This window comes from Stenotrophomonas sp. 22692 (assembly GCF_052045015.1).
Classification (GTDB): Bacteria; Pseudomonadota; Gammaproteobacteria; order Xanthomonadales; family Xanthomonadaceae; genus Stenotrophomonas; species Stenotrophomonas geniculata.
This window is the reverse complement of the sequence record NZ_JBQEMR010000012.1, coordinates 74,066-95,241: the sequence shown is the minus strand read 5'-3', so window position 1 is coordinate 95,241 and position 21,176 is coordinate 74,066. Positions and strand designations below refer to the sequence as shown.

At 66.6% G+C, this 21,176-nt stretch carries 20 protein-coding genes; 10 read left to right on the top strand and 10 right to left on the bottom strand.

The genetic code is table 11. The annotated features are described in order from the left end of the window. Window positions 1-47 precede the first annotated feature (47 nt). The 4 genes from ACTJJM_RS11615 to ACTJJM_RS11600 all read right to left on the bottom strand — a co-directional run bounded on the left by ACTJJM_RS11615 (window position 48) and on the right by ACTJJM_RS11600 (window position 5,528). Window positions 48-1,850 (bottom strand): DUF885 domain-containing protein, encoded by a 1,803-nt coding sequence (locus tag ACTJJM_RS11615; RefSeq protein ID WP_049454109.1) that lies wholly within the window; start codon window positions 1,848-1,850, stop codon window positions 48-50. A 67-nt stretch (window positions 1,851-1,917) separates the two neighbouring features. Further along, window positions 1,918-2,433, bottom strand: a complete 516-nt coding sequence (locus ACTJJM_RS11610) for a cytochrome c oxidase assembly factor Coa1 family protein (protein WP_029379809.1) — start codon at window positions 2,431-2,433, stop codon at window positions 1,918-1,920. A 25-nt stretch (window positions 2,434-2,458) separates the two neighbouring features. After that, entirely contained in the window at window positions 2,459-4,684 is a 2,226-nt protein-coding gene (locus ACTJJM_RS11605; RefSeq protein WP_071305560.1) for a S9 family peptidase, read from the bottom strand. 154 nt (window positions 4,685-4,838) lie between these two features. Continuing rightward, window positions 4,839-5,528 carry a glutathione binding-like protein gene (locus ACTJJM_RS11600; protein ID WP_010482229.1) on the bottom strand — a complete coding sequence of 230 codons (690 nt, stop codon included), beginning with the start codon at window positions 5,526-5,528 and terminating at the stop codon, window positions 4,839-4,841. Between the two features lie 110 nt (window positions 5,529-5,638). Here ACTJJM_RS11600 and ACTJJM_RS11595 point away from each other — a divergent pair, with 110 nt between their 5' ends. Beyond that, a complete protein-coding gene (locus tag ACTJJM_RS11595) occupies window positions 5,639-6,280 on the top strand; it encodes a TIGR00645 family protein (RefSeq protein ID WP_029379810.1) in 642 nt (213 codons plus the stop codon). A 200-nt stretch (window positions 6,281-6,480) separates the two neighbouring features. Further along, on the top strand, window positions 6,481-7,482 hold the full coding sequence (locus ACTJJM_RS11590; RefSeq protein WP_043399467.1) for an energy transducer TonB: 1,002 nt from the start codon (window positions 6,481-6,483) through the stop codon (window positions 7,480-7,482). Between the two features lie 84 nt (window positions 7,483-7,566). Here the strand turns inward: ACTJJM_RS11590 and ACTJJM_RS11585 are convergent, their stop codons facing one another. Beyond that, window positions 7,567-7,821, bottom strand: coding sequence for a hypothetical protein (locus tag ACTJJM_RS11585; RefSeq protein ID WP_010482232.1), 255 nt, complete (start codon window positions 7,819-7,821; stop codon window positions 7,567-7,569). 77 nt (window positions 7,822-7,898) lie between these two features. On the opposite strand from ACTJJM_RS11585, the gene ACTJJM_RS11580 reads away from it, so the two are divergent. Further along, window positions 7,899-8,684 (top strand): AraC family transcriptional regulator, encoded by a 786-nt coding sequence (locus ACTJJM_RS11580; RefSeq protein WP_125438241.1) that lies wholly within the window; start codon window positions 7,899-7,901, stop codon window positions 8,682-8,684. Window positions 8,685-8,751: 67 nt separating this feature from the next. Continuing rightward, entirely contained in the window at window positions 8,752-9,180 is a 429-nt protein-coding gene (locus tag ACTJJM_RS11575) for a DUF7832 domain-containing protein (RefSeq protein WP_019336743.1), read from the top strand. A gap of 72 nt (window positions 9,181-9,252) precedes the next feature. Here ACTJJM_RS11575 and ACTJJM_RS11570 read toward each other — a convergent pair whose 3' ends face one another. The 4 genes from ACTJJM_RS11570 to ACTJJM_RS11555 all read right to left on the bottom strand — a co-directional run bounded on the left by ACTJJM_RS11570 (window position 9,253) and on the right by ACTJJM_RS11555 (window position 13,974). Beyond that, a complete protein-coding gene (locus ACTJJM_RS11570; RefSeq protein ID WP_019336744.1) occupies window positions 9,253-10,437 on the bottom strand; it encodes an ABC transporter permease in 1,185 nt (394 codons plus the stop codon). Further along, window positions 10,434-11,180, bottom strand: coding sequence for an ABC transporter ATP-binding protein (locus ACTJJM_RS11565; RefSeq protein WP_057504146.1), 747 nt, complete (start codon window positions 11,178-11,180; stop codon window positions 10,434-10,436). Before ACTJJM_RS11565 ends, ACTJJM_RS11570 begins: the two co-directional genes overlap by 4 nt. Next, the gene (locus tag ACTJJM_RS11560; RefSeq protein WP_440865555.1) at window positions 11,177-12,703 is read right to left on the bottom strand and encodes an alpha/beta hydrolase; all 1,527 of its coding nucleotides are present in this window, start codon (window positions 12,701-12,703) and stop codon (window positions 11,177-11,179) included. Before ACTJJM_RS11560 ends, ACTJJM_RS11565 begins: the two co-directional genes overlap by 4 nt. 68 nt (window positions 12,704-12,771) lie before the next feature. After that, window positions 12,772-13,974 (bottom strand): GGDEF domain-containing protein, encoded by a 1,203-nt coding sequence (locus ACTJJM_RS11555; protein WP_440865553.1) that lies wholly within the window; start codon window positions 13,972-13,974, stop codon window positions 12,772-12,774. 153 nt (window positions 13,975-14,127) lie between these two features. On the opposite strand from ACTJJM_RS11555, the gene ACTJJM_RS11550 reads away from it, so the two are divergent. The 3 genes from ACTJJM_RS11550 to ACTJJM_RS11540 all read left to right on the top strand — a co-directional run bounded on the left by ACTJJM_RS11550 (window position 14,128) and on the right by ACTJJM_RS11540 (window position 17,361). Further along, window positions 14,128-14,613 carry a DUF1203 domain-containing protein gene (locus ACTJJM_RS11550; protein ID WP_440865551.1) on the top strand — a complete coding sequence of 162 codons (486 nt, stop codon included), beginning with the start codon at window positions 14,128-14,130 and terminating at the stop codon, window positions 14,611-14,613. 233 nt (window positions 14,614-14,846) lie between these two features. Then, window positions 14,847-16,019, top strand: a complete 1,173-nt coding sequence (locus tag ACTJJM_RS11545) for a lytic polysaccharide monooxygenase (RefSeq protein WP_164191666.1) — start codon at window positions 14,847-14,849, stop codon at window positions 16,017-16,019. 181 nt (window positions 16,020-16,200) lie between these two features. Further along, on the top strand, window positions 16,201-17,361 hold the full coding sequence (locus tag ACTJJM_RS11540; RefSeq protein WP_197597587.1) for a lytic polysaccharide monooxygenase: 1,161 nt from the start codon (window positions 16,201-16,203) through the stop codon (window positions 17,359-17,361). 74 nt (window positions 17,362-17,435) lie between these two features. Here the strand turns inward: ACTJJM_RS11540 and ACTJJM_RS11535 are convergent, their stop codons facing one another. Next, on the bottom strand, window positions 17,436-18,185 hold the full coding sequence (locus ACTJJM_RS11535; RefSeq protein ID WP_440865548.1) for a ferredoxin--NADP reductase: 750 nt from the start codon (window positions 18,183-18,185) through the stop codon (window positions 17,436-17,438). Between the two features lie 84 nt (window positions 18,186-18,269). On the opposite strand from ACTJJM_RS11535, the gene ACTJJM_RS11530 reads away from it, so the two are divergent. From ACTJJM_RS11530 to ACTJJM_RS11520, 3 genes are all read left to right on the top strand, one after another. Then, window positions 18,270-19,238: an ABC transporter ATP-binding protein gene (locus tag ACTJJM_RS11530; RefSeq protein WP_181389982.1), complete on the top strand. Its 969-nt coding sequence runs from the start codon at window positions 18,270-18,272 to the stop codon at window positions 19,236-19,238. Beyond that, entirely contained in the window at window positions 19,235-20,026 is a 792-nt protein-coding gene (locus ACTJJM_RS11525) for an ABC transporter permease (RefSeq protein ID WP_019336752.1), read from the top strand. Before ACTJJM_RS11530 ends, ACTJJM_RS11525 begins: the two co-directional genes overlap by 4 nt. Window positions 20,027-20,345: 319 nt before the next feature. Continuing rightward, window positions 20,346-21,113: a hypothetical protein gene (locus ACTJJM_RS11520; RefSeq protein ID WP_440865545.1), complete on the top strand. Its 768-nt coding sequence runs from the start codon at window positions 20,346-20,348 to the stop codon at window positions 21,111-21,113. The last annotated feature ends 63 nt before the right edge of the window (window positions 21,114-21,176 follow it).

Sequence of the window (21,176 nt, the reverse complement as noted above, 5' to 3'; positions counted from 1 at the left end):
TTCTCCCCCCCCCCCCCCCCCCCCCCCCCCCCCCCCCCCGCTACCGATTATTTCTGCCGGTACTTCGGCACGAACACCTTGTTCACCGCGTCGGCCAGCTGGTCCGGCGGCAGCAGGCCTTGGTCGAGCAGGAAGTTGTTGAACGCCAGGCGGTCAAACTTCGCGCCCAGTGCCAGCTCGGTCTGCATGCGCAGCTCCAGGATGCGGGTGTAGCCGTAGAAGTAGCTGCCGGCCTGGCCCGGCATGCGCACCATGTAGCGGTCCAGCTCCTGGGTGGCCATCGCCTTGGACAGGCCGACCTGCTCCATCAGCACGCGCTCGCCGTTGGCGCGATCGGTCAGGCCGAGGTTGAGCATCGGGTCCAGCATCGCGCGCGCGGCACGCAGCAGGCGGAACTGCAGGGCGATCATCTGACCGTCCAGCGGTTCGTAGGGCACCATCTCGGCCTCGGCATACAGTGCCCAGCCTTCCACGTTCACCGAATTGAACGCGAACATGGTGCGTGCCAGCGACACGCCACGCTCGACCATCGCGGTGAACTGCAGCTCGTGACCGGGGCGGCCTTCATGCGCGCTCAGCGTCCATGCCGCCGCACCGAAGTTGAAGTCGTCGTACTGCGCGCCCGGGCCCGCTGCCGGGTTGCCCAGCGGCAGCACGAAGGTGCCCTGCTGCCCGGTGTTGTTGACCAGCGGTGCCGGCAGGAAGTGCGGCGCCGGGCTGGCCGCGCTCTCGGCGGCCGAGCCCAGGCGCATCTGCATGGCGCGCTGGGGCACGTCGACGATGGCGTGTTCGCGGATCAGCGGATCGATCGCATCGATCACCTTGCGGTAGTGGCCTTCCAAGTGATCGTCGGCGATCTTGTCGGCCTTCAGTGCGCGGATCACCGCTACCGGATCGCTCGGGTCGGCCACCTTCAGGCCCTTGTCCTTCACCACCAGCGGCGCCAGCTGCTGCATCGCCGAGCGGGTTTCCATGAACTCCAGCTGCGCGCGCTGCATCAGCAGCTTCGGGTCGATATCGATACCGACCTGCTTGAGCTGGTAGGCGTACAACGGTGCCGGCAGGCGCGCGTCGGTACGCGCCTTCGGCAGCACCTCCTTGCGGGTCCAGGCGGCGTAGTCCTTCATCTGCCCGGCCAGCGCCTTCATCGCTTCATCGGCGCCGGCAATCTGGTACTTCTTCAGCAGCGACTCGATGCCGGTGATGTAGGTCTCGACGTTGTCCAGCGACTGCTGCACTTCGATCTTGGTCGGCTGCAGCAGGCTGCTGTCCTTCAGGCGTTCTTCGTAGCGCTGGCGGGCCAGCGTGGTGAACGCGGTGCCGCCCGGCTGCAGGCCGGCATAGGCCTTGAGGCGGTCAAGCGCCTTGGCCCGGCGCTCGGCCGGCACCTGGTCGGACAGCAGCAGGTTGAGGCCGCTGAACACGGTCTGCGGCGCATCACTCCACGGCAGCAGGTATTTCTCGTTGAGCTCGCTGCCTTCGATGTTCTGGCTGGCGGCGTGGATCATGATCTCCAGGTCCTGGCGGACGTTGGGATCCTTCTCGGTGGCCAGCTTTGCCTTGAGTTCATCGCGGGCTTTGGCCATCGCGGCGCGATAGCGCTTGCCGTTGTCCGGGCCAAGGTCTGCGACCTTGTCGTCGTAGCCGGGAACGCCGAAGAAGCCGGTTTCCTCCGGCTGGAACGGGCCTTGTGCATCAAGCAGGATCTGCGCCAGTGCATTGCTGCGGGCAACCCAGGCCGGGCTGGCCGGAGTAGTGGCCTTGGCAGCCGGCGCGGCCAGGGCCGGCGGTGCGGACAGCAGCGGTGCGGCAGTCAGGGCCAGGGCAACGGCGAACGCAATCGGCTTCATGGTGCACTCCAGGACAGGGTTGCCCGCACCCTACGCGCTCAGCGCGGTGGCGACAATCGGCCGGAGGTCACAACGCCGCGGTCAGCGGGCATTCGCCGCGATCACGGCAGGCCTGCAACTCGCACTCTCCCGCAGCCTCGTCGTCATCCAGCGCGGTCAGATCGAAGGTCTGCTTGTCTTCGGCCAGTACATACATCACCGGGTAATCCCAGACTTCATCGCGACGGCTGCCCTGCACGAACAACCGCCCGTGCGCATGCGGTCCTTCCAGCGCAACGGTCAGGCCGACATCGCGCTGGCCGTTGATCGCGGTCTGCATGCTGCCCAGCGGCATCGATTCGATATGCAGCGGCTCGCCGAAGGCTTCCACCAGTTCGATGCTGCAGCCCGCGCGACGCAGCGCTTCGCGCATCGGCGGGCTCTCGCGTGCCGCCTCGCTCCAGCGCAGCACGCTCCAGGTCACCACGCCACCTGCGCCGCCCAGCACCAGCACCACCGTCAGCGGCATTGCCCAGCGCCAATGGCGGCACCACCAACCGGCGGACGTCTGTCGATGGGCGGGAATCGGTGGTGGCAGGGTCATCGGCGGGCTCCTTCCCGGCTGCGGATCAGGGCTTCAGGCAACGTCCCAGGAAGGCTTCGGCCACGCGGTAGCGATGCAGGGCATCGGCGCCGGACAGGCCATGCTTGGCACCCGGGTAGGTCATCAGCTCGAACGGCTGTGCACGCTTCTGCAACGCGCTCATCAGGCTGGTCGAATTGGTGAACAGCACGTTGTCGTCGGCCATGCCGTGGATCAGCAGCAGCGGCGAGCGCAGGCCGTCGATATGGGTCAGCACGCGCGCTTCGCGGTAACCCGCTTCATTGCGCGCCGGCAGATCCATGTAGCGTTCGGTGTAATGGCTGTCATACAGGCCCCAGTCGGTCACCGGCGCACCGGCCACGCCACAGGCGTACTGGTTCGAGGCCTTGGCCAGCAGCATCAGGGTCATGTAGCCACCGTTGGACCAGCCCTGCACGCCGATGCGCGCCGGGTCCACCCACGGTTGCTGCTTCAGCCAGGTCACGCCGCGCAGCTGGTCGGTCACTTCCACCGTGCCCTGCTTGCCATACAGCGCACCACCGAAGTCACGGCCACGTCGCGGGGTGCCACGGTTGTCCAGCGAGAACACCACGTAGCCCTGCTGGGCCAGATACTGGTTGAACAGGTGGTCGCCACGGCCGGGCCAGCTGTCGGTGACGGTCTGGCTGGCCGGGCCGCCGTAGACGTACACCGCCACCGGGTAGCGCTTGGACGGATCGAAGCCGGCCGGCTTGATCAGGCTGTAGTTCAGCGGGGTCTTGCCATCGGCCGCGGTCAACGTGCCGAACTCGACCGGGCGCTGCGCATCGCGGTAGCGCGCATACGGGTGCTTGGGATCGGCCAGGTCGTTCTCCACCAGCGTAGCGATCTTCTCGCCGTTGGCGCGGAACAGTTCAATCTGCGGCGGCGTAGTGCTGTTGGACCAGCTGTCAACGTAGACGCTGGCATTGCGGGCGAACGTGGCGCTGTGCATGCCCGGTGCCTTCGACAGGCGCTGCGGCTCGCCGCCCTGCAGCGACACCGCGTAGATCTGGCTTTCGCGCGAGGTCTCGATGCCGGCACGGAAGTAGGCCTTGCCGGCCTTTTCATCGACCGCCAGCAGTTCGTCCACCGGCCAGTTGCCGTGGGTCAGCGCGGTGGCCTTGCCCTTGCCGTCGATGCGGTACAGGTGCTGGAAACCACTGCGCTCGGACGACCACAGCACGCTGCCGTCTTCCAGGAAGCGCAGGCTGTTGTGCAGCGGCACCCAGGTCGGGCTGGTCTCGTGGGCGAGCACGCGCTGGCGGTTGGAATCGAGCGCCACTTCCACCAGGTCCAGCTGCCTCTGGTCACGCGACTGGCGCTGGAAGCTCAGGTGCTGCGCATCGCGCCAATCGACGCGGGCCAGGTAGATGTCCTGTTCCTTGCCGAGGTCGACCCAGCGCGGCTGCGCGTCGGCGGCCGGTGCGATCACGCCCAGCTGCACGCGCACGTTGGCATCGCCGGCGGCCGGATAACGCTGCTCGATCACGTCGGTGCGGTCGGCGTAGACCTCGTAGCGCTTCTGCACCGGCACCGGTGCCTCGTCGATGCGGGCAAAGGCAATGGCCGAATCATCCGGCGCCCACCAGTAACCCGTGTGGCGGTCCATCTCCTCATCGGCGACGAACTCGGCCACGCCGTTGCCGATGGTGGTGCTGCCATCACGGGTCAGCTGCAGCTGCTTGCCACTGGCCAGGTCGATCACCCACAGGTTGCGGCCGCGGATGAAGCTGACGAAGCCGCCCTTGGGCGACAGCTTGGCGTCGGTGGCGAAGCCTTCACCGTGGGTCAGCTGGCGTACCGCGGCCTGGCCCTGCTGCTTGAGGTCGTACAGGTACAGCTCGCCGCCCAACGGGAACAGCAGGCGCTGCGCGTCCGGCGACCACTGGTAATCGACGATGCCGGTCATCGCGGCGATGCGCTGGCGTTCGCGGCGTGCCTTTTCCTCATCGCTGAGGGTTTCGGTGCCGGGCAGCACCACCTTGGAATCGACCAGCAGCCGGGTCTGGCCGCTGCTGATGTCGTAGGTCCACAGGTCCAGCTGGTTGCGGTCGCTGTCCTTGCCGCGCAGGAAACTGACCTGCGAACCGTCCGGCGCCACCTTCGGCTTCATCAGGGTCGGGCCGGACAACGGCAACGGGCCGGTGATGGCTTCCAGGGTCAGCTTTTCAGCGTGGGCGGCGGTTGTGGTGGCGAGCATGAGGGCGAGCGAAGCGAACAGGTGGCGCATGGAGGATCCCGGCAAACGGCAGGTCCACCCCGGCTCGGAGCACGGGGCGGTCGTTCCCCATCCTAACCAAGCCCGTGCAGGAAGGCAGCATGACCTTTTGCCCATAAGGAATGCTGACGAGTGCCGACCAACGGCCGGCACCCACCGTCCTGGGTCAACGCTGGCCGAACAGGTGCTTGCGCTCTTCGTCGCTGAGCGGCTTGCCGGCGTTGGGGTTCACCTGCTGGCGCAGGGCATAGGCGCGCTGGGTGGCCGGGCGTGCGGCGATGGCGTCGTGCCAGCGCTTGAGGTTCGGGAACGCGGCGAAATCCACCGGCAGCTTGTCGTAGGCGCCGATCCACGGATAGCTGGCCATGTCGGCGATGCTGTACGCGTCGCCGGCAAGGAAGGCGTGCTGGGCCAGGCGCTTGTCCATCACCCCGTGCAGTCGGCGCACCTCGTTGTCGTAGCGCTCGATGGCATACGGGATCTTGTCCGGCGCATACACGTTGAAGTGGCCCATCTGGCCGCTCATCGGGCCCAGGCCGGCCATCTGCCAGAACAGCCATTCCAGGGTGGTGACGCGGCCGCGCGGGTCGCTGGGCAGGAACTGGCCGGTCTTTTCGGCCAGGTACAGCAGGATCGCGCCGGACTCGAACACGCTCAGCGGGGCGCCGCCATCGGCCGGGGCGTGGTCGACAATCGCCGGCATCTTGTTGTTCGGCGAGATCGCGAGGAATTCCGGCTTGAACTGGTCGCCCGAGCCGATGTTGACCGGGTGGATGCGGTACTCCAGGCCGGCTTCTTCCAGCAGCAGGGTCACTTTGTGGCCGTTCGGGGTGGGCCAGTAATACAGGTCGATCATGGCGGCGGCTCGGGGTGCGGAAAGGAACCTGAAGTCTAGTGCGTGAGTTGGGTTGGCACCGTCATGGCGGGCCGGTAACCTCGCGGCTCCCCCGAAACGCACTGTCCTGCATGAGCCACAGTCCTCGCCCCCTGTCCCCGTTGTCCTCGCTGATCTTCGCCTCGCGCTGGCTGCAGCTGCCGCTGTACCTGGGCCTGATCCTTGCCCAGTGCGTCTACGTGTTCCTGTTCGGCAAGGAACTCTGGCACCTGCTGTCCCACTCGGTCTCGATGGGCGAACAGCAAATCATGCTGATCGTGCTGGGCCTGATCGACGTGGTGATGATCTCCAACCTGCTGGTGATGGTGATCGTCGGCGGCTACGAGACCTTCGTCTCGCGCCTGCGCCTGGAAGGCCACCCGGACCAGCCGGAATGGCTGAGCCACGTCAACGCCAGCGTGCTGAAAGTGAAGCTGGCGATGGCGATCATCGGCATCTCCTCGATCCACCTGCTGAAGACCTTCATCGCCACCAGCGCGCTGAAGGGACTGCCGCTGTGCAAACCGGAACAATGGGCCGCTGCAGTGTCGTCGGCTTCGACCAGCTTCTACAACGCTGGCGTCGATACCTGCACGACCATGACCCAGGAAGGCGTGCTGTGGCAGACCATCATCCACTGCGTGTTCATCCTGTCGGCGATCGGCATCGCCTGGACCGACAAGCTGATGTCCAACAGCCACAGCAAGTCCCACGACAAGTCGCACGACCACTGAGGTCGTTGCCAGCAGCGGCATGACGCCGTTGCCCGTCCCGGCCACCACCCCTTGTACGCGGCGGTGGCCGGGATGCTAGATTGCACCCTCGCCGTTGCCGGCGGTGGCGTCGGGAAACGTCACCCTGCCGCGCCCGGACCCCAGGTCCCGGCCATGCGTATCAATGATTTACGTCACGTCGTCTTCTAGAGGGGAGCAGGATGTCGCACGTCTCAACGATCACCGCCGCGCGCCGGTGGCTGCCGGTTGCCCTGGCACTGGCACTGGCCGCCTGCTCGGGCAAGGAAGAATCCGCAGCGCCTGCTGCCGCCACGGCGCCTGCCGCTGCTGCACCCGCCGCACCGGTGGTCGCTGCCAAGGTGCAGTCGATGGGTACCGAGCAGCTGCGTGAGTCGGCCAGCCAGGCGTTGCGCGAGAACCGCATGTATGCACCGGCCGGCGACAACGCCATCGAGTACTACCTCGCCCTGCGTGACAAGACGCCGGACGACGCCTCGGTGAAGAGCGCGCTGACCGATCTGCTGCCCTACACCCTGATCGCCGCCGAGCAGCACCTGGGCCGCGAGGACTACACCGAGGCGCAGCGCCTGGTGGCACTGATCGAGAAGGTGGATGCCTCCGCCCCCGCACTTCCGCGCCTGAAGGAAGGCCTGGCCAAGGGCGTGGAAAACGCCGCCAAGCGCACCGAGACCGAAGCCGAGAAGGCAAAGAAGGACGCCGAGGACCGCAGCAAGCAGCAGATCGAACAGCAGCGCCTGGCCGAACAGCGCACCAAGGAAGCCGACGCGGCCAAGCAGATCGCCGCGCAGCAGGATGCCGCACGCCGCGACAACGAGCGCCAGGAGGCCGAGCGCCAGGCCGCGGCCCGTCGCGATGCCGAACAGAAGCAGCAGCAGGCCGCCGCCCAGCAGGCCAGCGCCGCGCGCCAGGCAGCCGCCGCCGCAGCTCCCACCCTGCGCCCGGTCAGTACGCCAGCGCCGCGCTATCCGGCCGAAGCCCTGCGTTCGGGAACGTCGGGGGAAGTACTGGTGGAGATCACCGTGGGCACCGACGGCTCAGTGGTCAGCGCCCGCGTGCTGCGCGCAACGTCCGGACGGACCTTCGACCGCGAAGCCCTGAACGCGGTCAAGCGCTGGCGCTTCGAGCCGGTCAACGCGCCGGTCACCACCCGCCGCACCCTGGTGTTCGCGCCGGGCGGCTGACCGCAGAAAAGGGGACGGAGGGGATCAAGTCGTTTCTGCCGCCTCCATGACGCCAAGGCCCGGTCCGTCCGGGCCTTGTCCGTTTCAGGCCGCGCCATCAATCAGGTGCTGCAGGGCAGGATCGCGCGCGACCAGCACCTGGAACAGGCCCAGCGCATGCAGGCCCGGCAGCAACGCACGCAGGTCAGCTTCGGCAGTGGCGCGGAAGGCGGGATCGCTGGACGGATCCTGCCAGTCACGAACGCTGGCCAGGAAAGCACCTACGCTGCCCTTGCGCACGGTGACGCCGTTCACCTGCACGTCGTTCTGATGGTCGGGAAGAATGTCCTGTGGCTGCATGGGGAAGCGCTCCGTTGAAGTAGGCTCCAGTGTCGGGACGCGGACGCGACGTTTCTGCCGTATAACTGCCAATTGATATGGCAGATCAGACAACCACCGGATTACTCGACCCCACGTTGGCCGATACCGCCGACGGACCGGTGGTGCTGGCGGCCGGGCTGCGCCAACGCGGTATGCGTCGCACAGCGCGCCACCGGCATGCCCGTGGGCAGCTGCTGGGTGCACACCAGGGGCTGCTGCGGATCGCCGCCGACGACCTGCACTGGCTGCTGCCCGCAGGTCACGTCGCCTGGATACCGCCCTTGCTGCCCCACGCGCTGCTGAGCGCAGACGGGTTCGATGGCTGGAGCCTGTACTTCAACGCCGAGGCCTGCCTGGGCCTGCCCGCCACACCGCGCATTTTCCAGCCCAATGCACTGCTGCGGGCGGCGACAACACGTGCGCTGCGATGGCCCCACCAGCCACTGGATGCTGCGCAGGCACGACTGGTCGGTGTGATCGCCGATGAGATCGCCGCCAGCACGCCTCTGCCGCTTGCCCTGGCACAACCGCGTGACCGGCGACTGCAGAAGATCGCCGCCGCACTGGCGCGCGCACCCGAAGACGGCCGCAGCATCGAGGACTGGGCCGCCAGCAGCGGCCTGTCCGGCCGCAGCCTTGCCCGCCGTTGGCAGGCCGAAACAGGCATGACCTTGAGCCAGTGGCGGCAGCGCCTGCGCGTGCTGCTGTCGCTGCCACGCCTGCTGGCGGGCGAACCGGTGATCAGCGTCGCGCTGTCGATGGGCTACGACACGCCCAGTGCGTTCATCGCCGTGTTCAAGCGCGAGATGGGAGTGACGCCTGCGCGGTACGGGGAGGACTGACGTATCCAGCACTCCCTCTAGCCTTCCTTGCGACCTAAGCTGCTTGCTGATTTCAGGAGCGCAACAGATGAAGTACGACGACGCCAGCTGGCATTCCGGGGGTGACTTCCCTTCGGATCTTCCTGCAGAGGCCGGTGCCACTCACATCGGTATGTACCTGGCATGGCTGCTGCTACAGGGCATGGCAAGCGAAGAGCTCGCCGAGGACGCAGAAGAAGACCTGCAGGCGCTGCTGGAACGCAGAACGACGCCAGGCCTGTTCCTGCTGGAGTGCAGCGACGGCAAATTCGTCGACGATCTGATCAGTGATGAAGCCAACACGTTCACCGCTGCGTACTACGACCTCGAGAATGGCCAGTACCTGGACGACTATGAGGGACAGCTGGGCGCCAATGTCCCGGATTTGTACCACGTCGCCGATACCTGGGAGAACTTCGATCGACTGGCACCGGTGATTGCCCAGCGTTTCGCCATTTGGCAGGCAACGCAGTCCTGAAATCAACGAGGCCCGGAATGACCGGGCCTCGTTTCAGATCCGCCGGGCATGGCCCGGCGCTACCACCCGCACTTAGCCGGAGATCGCCAGACGCTCATTGTGGTAGCGCCGCACCGCGGCGAACCACAGCAGTGCGGCCAGGCCGAGGCTGGCGCCCAGGTAGATGGCCCAGACTGCCGGCGTGATCGGCTCGTGGCGGATCACCTTCAGCAGCATCTGGTTCTGCGACAGGAACGGCACGGCGTACTGCCACAGCTCGCTCTTCAACGGATAGGCCACCAGCGCGTAACCGGGCATCATCGGCAGCAGCATCAGCCAGGTCATGTGGCTCTGCGCCTCCTTCATGCTCTTGGCTGCGGCCGACAGGAAGGTCAGCAGCGAGGTGCCGATCATCAGCATCGGCAACATCACCAGCAGCATCTGCAGCATCGAACCGACATTCATGTTGAACTGGCGGCCGATGTTGCCGGGCGCGATCTGCGCGCTCACCTTGAACGCGACCAGAGTCAGCAGCAGCGACACGAAGCCGACCACGCAGGCGGCGGCGATCTTGCCGCTGACGATCGCGCTGCGCGAGCCCGGCGTGGCCAGCAGTGGTTCCAGCGACTGCCGTTCGCGCTCGCCGGCGGTGGCGTCCATCACCAGGTAGGCGCCACCGATGAACGAGGTCAGCGTCAGCAACACCGGCAGCAGCATCGACAGGATCATGCCGCGCTTGGCTTCGGCACTGGCCAGGTCCTGGCGCGCCACGTCCAGCGGCCGCGCGACCTGTGCGTCGATGCCACGCGCCATCAGGCGCAGCGCACCGATCTGGCCATTGTAGGTCGCCAGTGCCGCCTCCAGGCGTGCGCTGGGCACTTCTGCGGCGCGACGGGTACTGTCCTTGATCACCTCCACCAGCGCCGGCTTGCCATCGGCCCAGTCCTTGCCGAAGTCATCGCTGATGCGCAGTGCCACGTCGATCTGCTGGCTGCGGATGGCCTCGGCCAGGTCCTTCGGTGCCGGCGCGGCGTTCAGCCCCTGCGCGGCGAGGAAACGCACCAGATTGGGGGCGTTGTCCGCACCGATGGTCGGAATCTGCAGCGGTTGTTCAATCTGGGTGCGCACCCGGCTCTCGGCCAGCTTGCCCATGCCCAGCAGCAGCACCGGGTACAGCAGCGGCCCGAACAGCAGGGTCAGCAGCAGCGTGCGGCGATCACGGGAAAGGTCGCGCAGTTCCTTGCGCATCACCGTCATCAGGGTCGACATCATGCTCATGCGTGCAGGCCCTCTTCGCTGCCGATCAGTTTCACGAACGCATCTTCCAGGTTGGATTCGCCGGCCTGCGCACGCAGTTCATCGGCGCTGCCGGCAGCCATCACCGTGCCCTTGGCAATGATCACGATGTGATCGCACAGCGCGGCCACCTCCTGCATGATGTGGCTGGACAGGATCACGCAGCGGCCCTCTTCGCGCAGACCCAGCAGGAAGCGGCGCAGTGCGCGCGTGGTCATCACGTCCAGGCCATTGGTCGGCTCATCGAGAATGACGTTGCGTGGGTCGTGCACCAGCGCGCGGGCAATCGCGGTCTTGGTGCGCTGGCCCTGCGAGAAGCCATCGGTCTGGCGGTCGAGGATATCGCCCATGTCGAGTGCATGTGACAGCACCTCGATGCGCTCGCGGATGCGCTCGGCCGAGAGACCATGCAGTTCGCCGAAGTAGGCGATGTTCTCGCGCGCGGTCAGGCGCTTGTAGACACCGCGCGCGTCGGGCAGCACGCCAAGGTGGCGGCGTACGTCCACCGGATTGCGCGCAGCATCGACACCATCGACGCTGATGCTGCCCTGGTCGGGGGTCATCAGCGTGTACAGCATGCGCATGGTGGTGGTCTTGCCGGCACCATTGGGGCCAAGCAGGCCGGTGATGCGGCCATCCTCGGCGCGGAAGCCGACGTTGGAGACCGCCTGGATGCGGCCCGTGCGGGTGTCGAAAGCCTTGTGCAGGTTGTCGGCGACGATCATGGTTCCCATCCGTTGAACGAGGTGAACGCCGGCACGTAGCTCAGCGTGTCCAGGCAGCCGGCATCCAGCGCCTTGGCATCGGTCTTGTCGATGAACTGGCCGAGCAGGCGCGGCATGCAGCCGGCGGTCAGGGTGCCGTGGCCCTGGCCGCGGGCGACCAGCGCGCGGCCATTGGGCAGGCCCTTGAGCACCTGCTCGGCATAGCGCGGCGGCGTCACCGGGTCCAGCTCACCGGACAGCAGCAGCGCCGGTACGTCACTGCGCAGCGGCACGGCATTGCCTGCCGGTGCCGGCCGGTGCGGCCATGCCGGGCAGGCGGCGAAGAAGGCACTGGCCACGTCGTTGCCGAACAGGCGCTCGGGATCTTCGGCCGGTGCGTGGTAGCGCGGCGCATCTTCGCTGCAGATCACCGACCACTGCATGCCACGATTGATCTGGAAATCCATGCTGCGGTTCGCACCACGTGCCAGCGACGCCAGCGGTGCATAGCGGCCATGCGCGGCTTCATCGAGAACCAGCGGCAGCAGCGAGGAATACTGCGGCACATAGGAGAAGGCGAACGCCAGGCCGATCACGCTGTCCGGACTCAGTACATCCTGCCGGGTCTGGTTGGTGCCGGGGTCGCGATACTCCACCGAGACCGGCGCACGGCGCAGGGTCTCGACCACGCTGCGCAGCTGCGCGCGGGTGTCGGTCGGGAAGCGCTTGCTGCAGGCGGCATCCTTGCGGCACTGCGCCGATTGCAGGGCGATCGCATCCTCGAACGTCGTGGCGAAATCACCGCCCACCACCAGCTCATTCGGCACTACGCCATCGATGACGATGCTGCGCGTGTGCTGTGGATAGGCACCTGCATAGCGCTGGGCCACGCGCGTACCGTAGGAGCCGCCGACCAGGTTGATACGCTCGACGCCCAGCGCCTGACGCACCGCATCCAGATCAGCAATGGCCTCGGTGGTGGTGTAGAAGCGCGCATCGGCCCGCCCCCGCAGCGAAGCGGCGCAGCGCTCGGCGTAATCGCGCAGCGACGCTTCAGTGGGTGCGGCATCCTCGTCCATGGCCAGTTCCTTGCCATCCGCGCCACGGCAGTTGAGCGGGTTGGAGCCGCCGGTACCGCGCTGGTCGACGAGGAAGATGTCGCGCTGCTTGCGCACCTGGCGCAGGGCGGTATCGACAATGACGGCCACCTCGCTGGCTGCCTGGCCAGGACCACCGGCCAGGAAGAACACCGGATCGGGCTGGCTGCTGCCGCCATCGCCCGATTCCAGCCAGGCGATGCGCAGGCCGACGCGTCGACCATCGGGCCGGGCCCGGTCCTCAGGCACCTGCAGGGTGGCGCACTGCGCTTCCACGTTGGCGCTGGCGCCTTCGGTGGACAGCGTGCAGGGCTGGAAATCGATGCTGCCGAAGCGGCGGCTGGGTGCATCGCTGGCGCCTTCGGCGCCGGGTGACGGTGACTGGCTGCAACCGGCAAGCATCAGGCTGGCCAACGCTGCGGCCAGCGCGAGGTGGTGTCTTTGCATCGTGCTCGTTTCCCCTGGAGGACGTTCCTGGCAACCACGACGGGCTGCCGCGGAAGATGTGACTCAACTTACACGGGCACGGCGTCGTCGGCGATGGGCAGACGCGAAATCTCCGCCGGCGTGGCGCAGGCCAGGCGATCGCGGCCGGCGGCCTTGGCCCGGTACAGCGCCGCGTCTGCCGCTGCCAGCAGCGTGGACAGGTCGCCGTGGCCGTCGTCCATGGCCAGGCCGATGCTGGCGGTGACCGTCACCGGCCCGGTGGTCAGCCTCGCCGGCTTCTGCTGCAGAGCGGTACGCATCGCCGCAGCCCCCGCCATCGCTTCACCCTGCGTGCTGCCGGCCAGCACCAGCACGAACTCCTCGCCACCGTAGCGGCCCAGCAGCGTGTCGTGGCCCTGCAAACCGTGCTGCAGCAGCGCAGCGAAGTGGCACAGTACCTGGTCTCCGGCCAGATGACCCCAGCGGTCGTTGATCTGCTTGAAGTGATCGACGTCGACCAGCAACAGGGCCAGTGGCCGGCCCTGCCGACGCATCCGCTGCAACTGTGCCTGTCCATCGGCCAGCACCGCGCTGCGGTTGAGCAGCCCGGTCAGCCCATCGGTGCGCGCCGCACGCCGCAGATCGACCAGCATACGCTCGACCAGCAGCAGCACCATCGCAAAGCACCGCGCCAGTTCCAGCATCACGCCGGCAAGGTAGGTGACGAACATCGGTGTACCGGTGCGCATGATGTCCTCGCCGGCATCGGGTGCCACCGGCAGGAACAGGCGCACCGCGTACAGGGCCGCCTCGGCCAGGAACACCGCCGCCGCCAGACGGCAGCTGGTGCGCTGCTGCACGGGGGCATGCCGCAGCAGCAGCCACGCGATCCAGCCATCGACCAGCAGCGTGAACATACTGAACACCTGCAGGCGCACGCCCAGGTCCGGCCACAGCACCAGGAAGGCGAAGATGCAGGCCATGAAGGCGGCCGCCATCAACAATGGACGCCACAGCGGCAGCGGCTGTTCCAGATGCAGCGCCACGCCGCGCAGCATCAGCACCGCGCAGCCGGCCATCGCCCCATTCCCGGCCAGTATGGCCGGCGCCAACGGCAGGTAGGGTCGCAGCGCCAGCAGGGTCACACCCAGGGTCAGCAGCCACAGGCTGGCGGTCCACAGGCGCAGCACCGGTTGCCCGCGCAGCACCACCAGCAGCAATGAGAACCCCACGGCAATGCCGATGCAGAGCAGGAAGCCAAGCACGGTAATGGTCGGGAAATCCAGGGACATGCGGCGCTCATCGGCCGGGGGGCGCGCGCATCTTAGCGCCTTGTGGTGCGATCCCTCCGGCGCTTCCCGCCCCGATGGCGATGCGGGGTCTGAAAACGGCGAGCATGGCGGCCGGCGCATGCGCAGAATCCGCGGAAAACCAAGGAGACGCCCATGCATGCGTGGTACCTCGGTGGCATCGACCACCGCCCATTCCTGCACCTGTTCGAGAAGAGCGACATCGCGTTGGCTGCGCTGGGCATCCAGCGTCGCTGGGCCGGTGAAGCAGGAGGACACCCCTGCCGGATCAGCCTGAGCGATCCACCCGGTGGCAGCGAGCTGCTGCTGTTGTCCCATGTGCACCTGCCCCTGCATTCGCCCTATCACGCCTCGGGCCCGATCTTCGTGCAGCGTGGCGTGACCCGATGCGTGCTGCCGCCAGGTGAAGTACCGCCGTACGTACAGCGCCGGATGATCTCGTTGCGCGCCTATGACCAGGCTGCATGGATGCTGGCCGCAGAGATCAGCGCGGGCACGGACGTCTCCGCTCGGCTGGACGCGCTGTTTGCCGATCCTGCCGTGGCCTTCGTGCAGCTGCACAACGCGGCGCACGGCTGCTTCTCATGCCAGGCGGATCGCATGGGTATGGCGCCGACGTAGCAGGATCTCCACGACGTGATCGTTGCCACGCCAAAGACGTGATCGTCAGCGCATCCGTTCAGTCCCGCGTGAAGCCTGCGGGAAGGGCTTCACACCCACAGTCACGGATCGGCATTTCCATGGTTCCGCACCCTGCGCTGCGACTCGATACTCGCCGTGGTGCCGCCGAAAGTCCGCCGTGCAGCGCAGCTCCTGCGGTCACCGCTCTCATTCGACGACCACAAGGAAGCGCCATGTCATTCCGATCCATACCGTTGCTGATGGCCACCTCGTTCGCGGCTGCGGGCCTATGCCTGGCCGGGAATGCATCCGCCCACGGCACCATGACCACGCCGATCAGCCGCGTCTATGCCTGTTTCCAGGGCAATCCCGAGAATCCGACCAACCCCGCCTGTGCCGCCGCCAAGGCGGTTGGTGGATCGCAGGCGTTCTACGACTGGAACGGCATCAACCAGGCCAACGCCAACGGCAACCACCAGGCCGTGGTGCCCGACGGCAAGCTGTGCAGCGGCAACAATCCCACCTTCCGCGGCCTGGACGTGAACCGCAGCGACTGGCAGACCACGCCCATCCACGCCGATGCCAATGGCAAGTTCACCTTCGTGTTCAAGGCGACCGCGCCACATGCCACGCGTGACTGGCGCTTCTACGTCACCCGCGAAGGCTGGCAGCCGGGCAGCCCGCTGGGCTGGGCCGATCTGCAGGAGTTCTGCACCCTGGGCAATACGCCGCTGTCGGCCGATGGCACCTACAAGCTGCAGTGCACGCTGCCGCAGCGCACCGGCCAGCATGTGATCTACAACACCTGGCAGCGCTCGGATTCGACCGAAGCGTTCTACACCTGCATGGACGTGCGCTTTGAAGGCGGCGGCGGAGGTACGACGCCGGCACCGCAATGGCAGGATGCTGGCCCGGTGACCGCACGCGGTGAGTTGCCGGTGGGTACCACGCTGGCACTGCGGGTGTTCAACGCCAGCGGCAACGATGTCGAACGTGTGGAAACGACCTTGGCCAGCGGCCAGACGTCTGCCTCGCAGTGGCCCTTGGCGCTGGCGCGCAAGGTCAATGGCAGTGCACAACATGCGCGCGTGGGCGTGCTTGCCAATGGCGTGATCACGCCGTCGGCGTCGGCCACCGACAATCGCGTGTACCTGAAGGACGGCAACCGCTTCCAGCTCGATACCAGGGTGCCGGACCCGGGTACGCCGTCGCCGGGCGGTGATTTCGACCACGTGTACCCGGCGGGCATCGGCAGCTATGTACCGGGCCAGACCGTGGTGAAGAGCAGCGACGGCAAGCTGTATGCCTGCCGCCCGTTCCCGGAAGGTGCGTGGTGCAACGTCAATGCCGAGGCGTACCGGCCGGGTGTGGGTGCGGCCTGGCGCGATGCGTGGATCGCGTACTGAGACCGGGTACAGGGAACGGTGGCAGAGCGCCGTTCCCTGCATAGCGTGAGACGCGCCAGCGCGTGAGTGTGAAGCCGTTCCCATACGGAACCACGCGGTGCTTTTTTCAAAGTAATCCGATGGATGCGGGCGGGTGGGATGCCGAGACTTCGCGGGGTTTCACCACCCACAGGAGATCTCCATGCATCTGTCATATCGGACTGTCATCGCGCTGTCTGTGATCGCAGGCATTGCCACCTCTGGCAGCGCTTTCGCCCACGGCACCATGTCCAAACCCTCCAGCCGCGTCTATTCCTGTTACCAGGGCAATCCCGAAAATCCGACCAACCCGGCCTGCGCTGCCGCCAAGGCCATCGGTGGCGCCCAGCCGTTCTACGACTGGGCAGGCGTCAATCAGGCCAACGCCAATGGCAACCATCAAGCGGTGGTTCCAGATGGCGAGTTGTGCAGCGGCGGCAACAGCAAGTACCGCGGCCTCGATCTGAACCGCAGTGACTGGCCGACCTCACCGATCCACGCCGATTCGCGCGGGCGTTACACCTTCGAGTTCAAGGCCCCGGCCCCGCATGCCACCCGCGAGTGGAAGTTCTACGTCACCCGCGGCGGCTGGCAGCCGGGCAGCCCATTGCGCTGGGCCGACCTGCAGGAATTCTGCACGGTGGGCAACGTGCCGGTCTCCGGCGACGTCTACAAGCTGGATTGCCCGCTGCCCAAGCGCAGCGGCCAGCACATCATCTACAACACCTGGCAGCGCTCGGATTCCGGTGAAGCGTTCTATACCTGCGCGGACGTGCGCTTTGAGGGGGGCGGTGGTGTGACCCCGCCGCCGCAGTGGCAGGATGCCGGCCCGGTCACCGCCCGCGGTGCGCTGGACGTGGGGACCACCGTGACCCTGCGCGTGTTCAACGCTCAGGGCAACGATCTTGAGCGCCCGGAGATCACCCTGGCCGCAGGTCAGACCGCTGCGAACCAGTGGCCGCTGGCGCTGGCCCGCAAGGTCAACGCCAGTGCGCAGCAGGCGCGCGTAGGCGTGATGAAGAACGGCGTGATCACACCGGTCGCCTCGGCCACCGAGAACCGCGTCTACCTGAAGCCGGGCAACCTGTTCCAGATCGATACCCGTGTGCCGGGCCCGATCGATCCGCCGCCGGGCGACGACTACGACTTCGTGTATCCGGCCGGTATCGGCAGCTACAAGCCGGGCGAAACCGTGGTCAAGGGCACCGACGGCAGGCTCTACGCCTGCCGCCCGTTCCCGGAAGGTGCGTGGTGCAACGTCAATGCCGAGGCGTACCGGCCGGGCGTGGGTGCGGCCTGGCGCGATGCGTGGATCGCGTACTGAAGCAGGGCACCGGGGGCGGCGTGATGCCGCCTCCGGTTCAGGGAATGCCGGCCAGCGGCCGGCACTACCCGGGCCTATTTGCTGCTGACGTACTTCTCGCGGCGGATCTGCGGGTTGCCCAGGCCGGCGGCCTTCAGCAGCTCGGCGCAGGCATCGACCATGTCCGGGTTGCCGCACAGGTAGGCGATGTCGGTGGCCGGGTCCGGCGTGAAGCCGGCCAGCGCCTGCTGCACGTAGCCGTGCTGCACGTCCGGGTGAGGATCAGCCGGCAGTTCGCGCGACAGGCACGGAACATAACGGAAGTTCGCGTGCTTTTCGGCGAAGCTGTAGAAATCTTCGCTGTACAGCAGCTCACCCGGGCTGCGCGCGCCCTGCAGCAGCACGATCTGCACGCCCCGTTCGGCCATCGCCGTTTCCAGCAGCGGCAGCATCGAGCGGTACGGGGTGACGCCGGTGCCGGTGGCGATCAGCAGGTAACGGGCATTGTGGTCGCCAGGATTCAGGCAGAACCGGCCATAGGGGCCGGACGCACTGATCTGGCCGCCCGGCTCCAGCGCCTCGAACAGGGCCGTGGCGGCGCCACCGGGCACGAAACTGACCGCGATATCCACCGCCTCGCCCGGGCCCAGCGCATGGTCGTGGATGGTCGCCAGCGAGTAGCTGCGCTTGGTTTCAGTGCCGTCGGCGTAGCTGAAATGGACCTGGATGAACTGCCCGGGCTGGAAATCCAGCGGCTGCCCATCGTCACGCACGAACTGGTAGTGGCCGACGGTCGGGGCCAGCATGCGGCAGCCGACCAGCTTGAGGGGGAATTGAACAGGCACGACTTTTCGGGACAGTGTGTAGCCGGGGCAAGCCCTCGGGGTCTTCTATAATAGCCCCTCCCCGCCCCTCTCCAGCGCCAGCCCATGGGCGCGAAGGCTTCGAGCTTGGCATCCCAGAACGATACGGCGCCCGCCCTGCGCGTGCGCGACCTGCGCAAGACCTATGACAACGGCACCCAGGCCCTGAAGGGGGTTTCCCTGGAAGTGGCCCCGGGCGACTTCTTCGCCCTGCTCGGCCCCAACGGCGCCGGCAAGTCGACCCTGATCGGCATCATCAGCTCCCTGGTCAACCTCAGCGAGGGCCAGGTGGAAGTGTTCGGCAGCGACCTGGTGCGCAACCGCAGCGCCACCATGCGCCTGATCGGGCTGGTGCCGCAGGAAATCAACTTCAACCTGTTCGAGAAGCCCTTCGACATCCTGGTGAACTACGCCGGCTTCTATGGCGTGCCGCGCGAGGAAGCGGAACAGCGCGCCGAAGAGGAGCTGAAGCGCGCGCACCTGTGGGAAAAGGCCCAGGTGATGAGCCGCACGCTGTCCGGCGGCATGAAGCGCCGGCTGATGATCGCCCGCGCGATGATGACCCGCCCGCGCCTGCTGATCCTGGACGAGCCAACCGCCGGCGTGGACATCGAGATCCGTCGCGACATGTGGCGGGTGCTGAAGGAGATCAATGCGGCCGGCACCACGATCATCCTCACCACCCATTACCTGGAAGAAGCCGAGTACCTGTGCCGCCACCTGGCGATCATCAACCATGGGCAGATCGTCGAGCAGGGGCCGATGCGCGCCCTGCTGGCCAAGCTGGACGTGGAAGGCTTCCTGCTGGACATCGACGGTGAGCTGCCGGCGCAGCTGCCGGTGATCGAAGGCGCGACGCTGACCGCGCCGGACCCGCACACGCTGGACATCGACATGCCACGCGCAATGGACCTCAACCGCGTGTTCGCCACGCTCAACGAGGCCGGCATCCGCGTGCGTTCGATGCGTACCAAGAGCAACCGCCTGGAGGAGCTGTTCGTGCGCCTCACTGGCAACCTGGAGACTTCCGCATGAGCACCACCGAGCTGACCGACGGCCAGCGCAACCGCGTCGCGCTGCTGACCATCGTGCGCCGCGAAGTCGCCCGCATCATGCGCATCTGGGGCCAGACCCTGGTGCCGCCGGCGATCACCATGACCCTGTACTTCCTGATCTTCGGCAACCTGATCGGGTCGCGCGTGGGTGACATGGGTGGCTACACCTATATGCAGTTCATCGTGCCGGGCCTGGTGATGATGAGCGTGATCCAGAACAGCTACGGCAACATCAGCTCCTCGTTCTTCGGCGCCAAGTTCGGTCGCCACGTGGAAGAACTGCTGGTCAGCCCGATGCCGAACTGGGTGATCCTGTGGGGCTACGTGGCCGGCGCCGTGCTGCGCGGCCTGATGGTGGGCGTGATCGTGCTGATCATCGCGATGTTCTTCACCCCGGTGCGCATCCCGCACCCGCTGGTGATGCTGACCACGGTGATCCTGGGCGCGACGATCTTCTCGCTGGCCGGTTTCATCAATGCGGTGTATGCGAAGAAGTTCGACGACGTGGCGATCGTGCCGACCTTCATCTTGACCCCGCTGACCTACCTGGGTGGCGTGTTCTATTCGGTGAAGCTGCTGCCGGGCTGGGCCGAAGCAGCCACGCATGCGAACCCGATCTTCTACATGGTCAATGCGTTCCGCTATGGCCTGCTGGGCAGCAGCGATGTGCCGCTGCCGGTGGCCTACGGCCTGATGATCGGTTTCGTGGTGGTGCTGACGGCGCTGGCGCTGTGGCTGCTGCGCCGTGGCGTGGGCATGCGCAGCTGAGTTTTGCGTGCAGGGCCTGCGGCCCTGCACCCGCCGAATCAACGTCAACTTCTACGGCAACATCAAAAGCTGGCATTCCGTGGGTTGGCGGGGTGGGTCCGGTTGCGGGGGACGCCGTAAACCCATCCCTGGGGGCTTGGCCGCGGCATCCATGCCGCGGACACCCCCGCAATCGGACCCACCCCGCCTTCGACAGATTGCCGCTGCTGTGGGTGGGTGTCGACCTTGGTCGACACGATGGATCCACGCCATGCGTGGATGAAGCGTTCCAAGCCGATGCTCGGCGCTTTTCGTCTGGGATTGCGGCTAGGCTGTGGCGATGAAGATCACTTCCATTCCATTGGACAAGGCCGTGTCGGACGGCCCCATCGATGCCTTCAGCCATGTGTTGCTGGGCGATTCGTCCACGCTGGATGAGGTACTGGATTGCCTGGCGTCGCTGCACGTGGCCAATCCCCGCCATCGCTATCTGTGCACGCTCGACGATGTCGGTCAGTGCCGTTACACCAGCATGCACGCGTCCGACGACGCGCGCATCGCACTGTACGAGGACGAAGACCCGGCAACCCCCGAAGATGCGTTGGCGGCACGCCAGCGGTTGCTGGCGCATGTCGTCGCGCAGCTCGAACATTCCTCTCATCGGCTGGAATGGACCACCCTGCCGGGTACCTTGCTGTGCAATGACGCACACATCGAGACGCTGGTCACGGCCAATGCCGCACCCGACCTCATCGTCGACGAAGCGGTCTGCGTACAGCAGGTGCCGGTGGACCGCGATGACCTGCTGATCGCCGCCCTGCCCAACGGCTACTTCAGCGCGGACTGGGACATCTTCCAGAATCACGCCCTGATACGGCACCTGCAGGAGCGCTACGACTACCGCCTGTTCGGACTCGGCGCATCGTGGCTGGGCTTCCAGCGCGACAGCGCGCCATCGCCAGCAGAGGCAAACGCGTTGGTTGCTGACCTGCAGCGTGTCTACGCTGCCGGAACGCACGACATCTGGTCACAACTGGCTGCCACGCTGGCCAGCCGCACCACGCTTCTATTGGGATACACCGAGGACTTCAGCGAACAGCTGCCCTGAGCACCGCTCTACACGAGCGAGCGCAGCGAACGACCCGCTTCCGCTCTTGATCTGCTTCCCGTG

Excerpts from the sequence above, each read along its gene's own strand:
- ACTJJM_RS11615 (WP_049454109.1), bottom strand. The coding sequence starts at position 1,850 with ATGAAGCCGATTGCGTTCGCCGTTGCCCTGGCCCTGACTGCCGCACCG.
- ACTJJM_RS11610 (WP_029379809.1), bottom strand. The coding sequence starts at position 2,433 with ATGACCCTGCCACCACCGATTCCCGCCCATCGACAGACGTCCGCCGGT.
- ACTJJM_RS11605 (WP_071305560.1), bottom strand. The coding sequence starts at position 4,684 with ATGCGCCACCTGTTCGCTTCGCTCGCCCTCATGCTCGCCACCACAACC.
- ACTJJM_RS11600 (WP_010482229.1), bottom strand. The coding sequence starts at position 5,528 with ATGATCGACCTGTATTACTGGCCCACCCCGAACGGCCACAAAGTGACC.
- ACTJJM_RS11595 (WP_029379810.1), top strand. The coding sequence starts at position 5,639 with ATGAGCCACAGTCCTCGCCCCCTGTCCCCGTTGTCCTCGCTGATCTTC.
- ACTJJM_RS11590 (WP_043399467.1), top strand. The coding sequence starts at position 6,481 with ATGTCGCACGTCTCAACGATCACCGCCGCGCGCCGGTGGCTGCCGGTT.
- ACTJJM_RS11585 (WP_010482232.1), bottom strand. The coding sequence starts at position 7,821 with ATGCAGCCACAGGACATTCTTCCCGACCATCAGAACGACGTGCAGGTG.
- ACTJJM_RS11580 (WP_125438241.1), top strand. The coding sequence starts at position 7,899 with ATGGCAGATCAGACAACCACCGGATTACTCGACCCCACGTTGGCCGAT.
- ACTJJM_RS11575 (WP_019336743.1), top strand. The coding sequence starts at position 8,752 with ATGAAGTACGACGACGCCAGCTGGCATTCCGGGGGTGACTTCCCTTCG.
- ACTJJM_RS11570 (WP_019336744.1), bottom strand. The coding sequence starts at position 10,437 with ATGAGCATGATGTCGACCCTGATGACGGTGATGCGCAAGGAACTGCGC.
- ACTJJM_RS11565 (WP_057504146.1), bottom strand. The coding sequence starts at position 11,180 with ATGATCGTCGCCGACAACCTGCACAAGGCTTTCGACACCCGCACGGGC.
- ACTJJM_RS11560 (WP_440865555.1), bottom strand. The coding sequence starts at position 12,703 with ATGCAAAGACACCACCTCGCGCTGGCCGCAGCGTTGGCCAGCCTGATG.
- ACTJJM_RS11555 (WP_440865553.1), bottom strand. The coding sequence starts at position 13,974 with ATGTCCCTGGATTTCCCGACCATTACCGTGCTTGGCTTCCTGCTCTGC.
- ACTJJM_RS11550 (WP_440865551.1), top strand. The coding sequence starts at position 14,128 with ATGCATGCGTGGTACCTCGGTGGCATCGACCACCGCCCATTCCTGCAC.
- ACTJJM_RS11545 (WP_164191666.1), top strand. The coding sequence starts at position 14,847 with ATGTCATTCCGATCCATACCGTTGCTGATGGCCACCTCGTTCGCGGCT.
- ACTJJM_RS11540 (WP_197597587.1), top strand. The coding sequence starts at position 16,201 with ATGCATCTGTCATATCGGACTGTCATCGCGCTGTCTGTGATCGCAGGC.
- ACTJJM_RS11530 (WP_181389982.1), top strand. The coding sequence starts at position 18,270 with ATGGGCGCGAAGGCTTCGAGCTTGGCATCCCAGAACGATACGGCGCCC.
- ACTJJM_RS11525 (WP_019336752.1), top strand. The coding sequence starts at position 19,235 with ATGAGCACCACCGAGCTGACCGACGGCCAGCGCAACCGCGTCGCGCTG.
- ACTJJM_RS11520 (WP_440865545.1), top strand. The coding sequence starts at position 20,346 with ATGAAGATCACTTCCATTCCATTGGACAAGGCCGTGTCGGACGGCCCC.